Below are 3,030 nucleotides of genomic sequence, written 5' to 3' on the forward strand. Positions count from 1 at the left end.
AGATCATCGTCATCGGCGGGCCGGCGATGCTGATCGGTCTTGGCGGCGGCGCGGCCTCGAGCATGGCCACCGGCACCAGCCACGAGGAACTCGATTTCGCTTCGGTGCAGCGCTCCAACGCCGAGATGCAGCGGCGCTGCCAGGAAGTCATCGACCAGTGCTGGGCACTGGGCGAAGAAAATCCCATCTTTTCCATTCACGATGTCGGTGCGGGCGGTTTGTCCAACGCGTTGCCGGAGCTGGTGAATGGCGCCGGCCGTGGCGGCAAATTCGACCTGCGCGCGGTGCCGAACGACCAGCCCGGCATGTCTCCGATGGAAATCTGGTGCAACGAAGCGCAAGAGCGCTATGTGCTGGCCGTGGACGATAAGCAGATCGAAACTTTTCGCGCGCTCTGCGAGCGCGAACGTTGTCCCTATGCCGTGGTCGGCGAAGCCACCGAAGCACAGCATCTGGTGCTGGAAGACGGCTACTTCAGATCGAACCGGAACCTGACGACGGATGAAGCACTCGCCGAACGCATGGCGACACCGATCGACATGGACCTCGGCGTGCTGCTCGGCAAGCCGCCGAAGATGCAGCGCAACGTCAGCCATCTCAAGAGCAAGCTCGAACGCTTCAAGACCAAGGGCCTCGATCTCAAGGAAGCGGCCTATCGCGTGCTGCGGCTTCCGACCGTCGCCAATAAAACCTTTCTCATCACCATCGGCGATCGCACCGTGTCCGGGCTGGTGTGCCGCGACCAGATGGTCGGCCCGTGGCAGGTGCCGGTGGCCGACGTGGCGGTCACCGCCAGCGGCTACGAGGGTTATACCGGCGAGGCCATGGCCCTGGGCGAGCGCACGCCGCTCGCGCTCATCAACGCCGCCGCCAGCGGGCGCATGGCGATCGGCGAGGCGCTCACCAACCTGGCCGCGACGCGCATCCAGAAACTTCCGGACGTAAAGCTCTCCGCCAACTGGATGGCGCCCGCCGGCCATCCGGGCGAGGACGCGGCGCTGTACGACACCGTGCGCGCGGTAGCGCTCGAATTGTGTCCGGCGCTCGGCATTTCGATTCCGGTCGGCAAGGATTCGATGTCGATGAAAACCGTGTGGCAGGACAGCGACGGCGGGCAGCGCGCCGTGACCGCGCCGCTGTCGCTGATCGTGTCGGCATTCGCCCCGGTCATGGACGTGCGCAGGACGCTTACTCCGCAGCTGCGCACTGACGAGGGCGAGACTGACCTGATTCTGGTCGATCTCGGCAAGGGCGCCAACCGTCTGGGCGGCTCGGCGCTGGCGCAGGTTTACGGGCAGATCGGCGACGAGGCCCCGGACGTGGATGACCCGCGCGTGCTGCGGCTGTTTTTCCACGTCATCCAGGCGCTGAACGAACTGGGTTTCGCCTACGCCTATCACGACCGTTCCGACGGCGGCCTGTTCGCCACCATCTGCGAAATGGCCTTCGCCGGGCACACCGGCGTGCGCATCGATCTCTCCGATCTCGGCAGCGACCCCGCCGCCGCGCTGTTCAACGAGGAGCTCGGCGCGGTGCTGCAAGTGCCGCGCGTGCGGCGCGACGGCATCATCGGCGCATTGAAACAGGCCGGGCTGGCACGCCACACGCATATCATCGGCACGATTACTAACGATGACATTATCAGCTTCAATCATCTCGGCAAGGAATTTTTCTACGACTCGCGCGTGAACCTGCAGCGCGCCTGGTCCGAGACCAGCTACCACATGCAGCGGCTGCGCGACAATCCGCAGTGCGCGCAGGAGGAATACGACCGCCTCCTGGATATGACCGATCCCGGCCTGAGCGCGGAACTCACCTTCGACCCCGAGGATAAAATCGCCGCACCCTTCATCGCGCGCGGGGTCAAGCCGCGCATCGCGATCCTGCGCGAGCAGGGCGTCAACGGCCAGGTGGAAATGGCCGCGGCCTTCACCCGCGCCGGTTTCACCGCCGTGGACGTGACCATGAGCGATATCATCGACGGGCGCATGGGGCTCAAGGACTTCAAGGGTTTCGCCGCCTGTGGCGGATTTTCCTTCGGCGACGTGCTCGGCGCGGGCGAGGGCTGGGCGAAGTCCATCCTCTTCAACACGCGGGCGCGCGATGAATTTGCGGCGTTCTTTACCCGCCAGGACAGCTTCGCGCTCGGCATCTGCAACGGCTGCCAGATGATGTCGAACCTGCACGACATCATTCCGGGCGCGGAACGCTGGCCGCATTTCGTGCGCAACGCCTCCGAGCAGTTCGAGGCACGCCTCGCCCGGGTGCAGATTCCGCAGAATCCCTCGATCTTCCTTCAGGGCATGCAGGGTTCGATGCTGCCGATCGCCGTGGCGCATGGCGAGGGACTAGCCGAGTTCCGCGATCCCACTCATATCGAGCAGGTTATTCTCGACAAGCAAGTGGCGCTGTGTTTCGTGGACAACCGCGGCCAGCTCACGCCAACCTATCCGTACAATCCCAATGGCTCGCCGCACGGCATCACCGGCCTCACCACGCCCGACGGACGTTTCACCATCATGATGCCGCACCCCGAGCGCGTGTTCCGTGCCGTTGCCAATTCCTGGCGACCGGATGAATGGGGTGAGGACGGGCCGTGGATGCGGATGTTCAGGAATGCGAGGGTGTGGGTAGGATAGTGAAACGTTCGCCCTGAGCTTGTCGAAGGGCGAACACATTGTAGGTTGTCATCTCCGCGAAGGCGGAGATCCAGGTAGTGAATGACCAAAAGCCGCCGAAAGGCGGCTTTTGTCTTTAAAAGCTAATTGCGGGTAGCTCCGCCCCGCACCCTGGGTGACTTTTGTTTCGGCAAAAGTCACCAAAACCACTCCCCCCGGAGCGCGCGACCCCTTCCTCCGGTCCTCGCCCCACCGGGCGCTCGACCAACTCGCCGGGCGCAAACTACGCGCCTCGGGCTCGAACACGGTCTCGCTTAAAAGCTCCCGGTGGGGCTGCGGTACTCGGCGCGCGCTACGGGGTGGTTAGCAAAACCTTGACTCAGTGGGCGGAAAGTACAACCATCGGTTTAGC

At 64.0% G+C, this 3,030-nt stretch carries 1 protein-coding gene; it reads left to right on the top strand.

From position 1 onward, the window contains the following. Positions 1-2,639: phosphoribosylformylglycinamidine synthase (gene purL / locus WB402_RS15845; protein WP_424209586.1), on the top strand; the 2,639-nt coding region annotated here is incomplete at its 5' end. Positions 2,640-3,030 lie beyond the last annotated feature (391 nt).

The sequence above is a fragment of the Sulfuricaulis sp. genome (assembly GCF_049587675.1).
Classification (GTDB): Bacteria; Pseudomonadota; Gammaproteobacteria; order Acidiferrobacterales; family Sulfurifustaceae; genus Sulfuricaulis.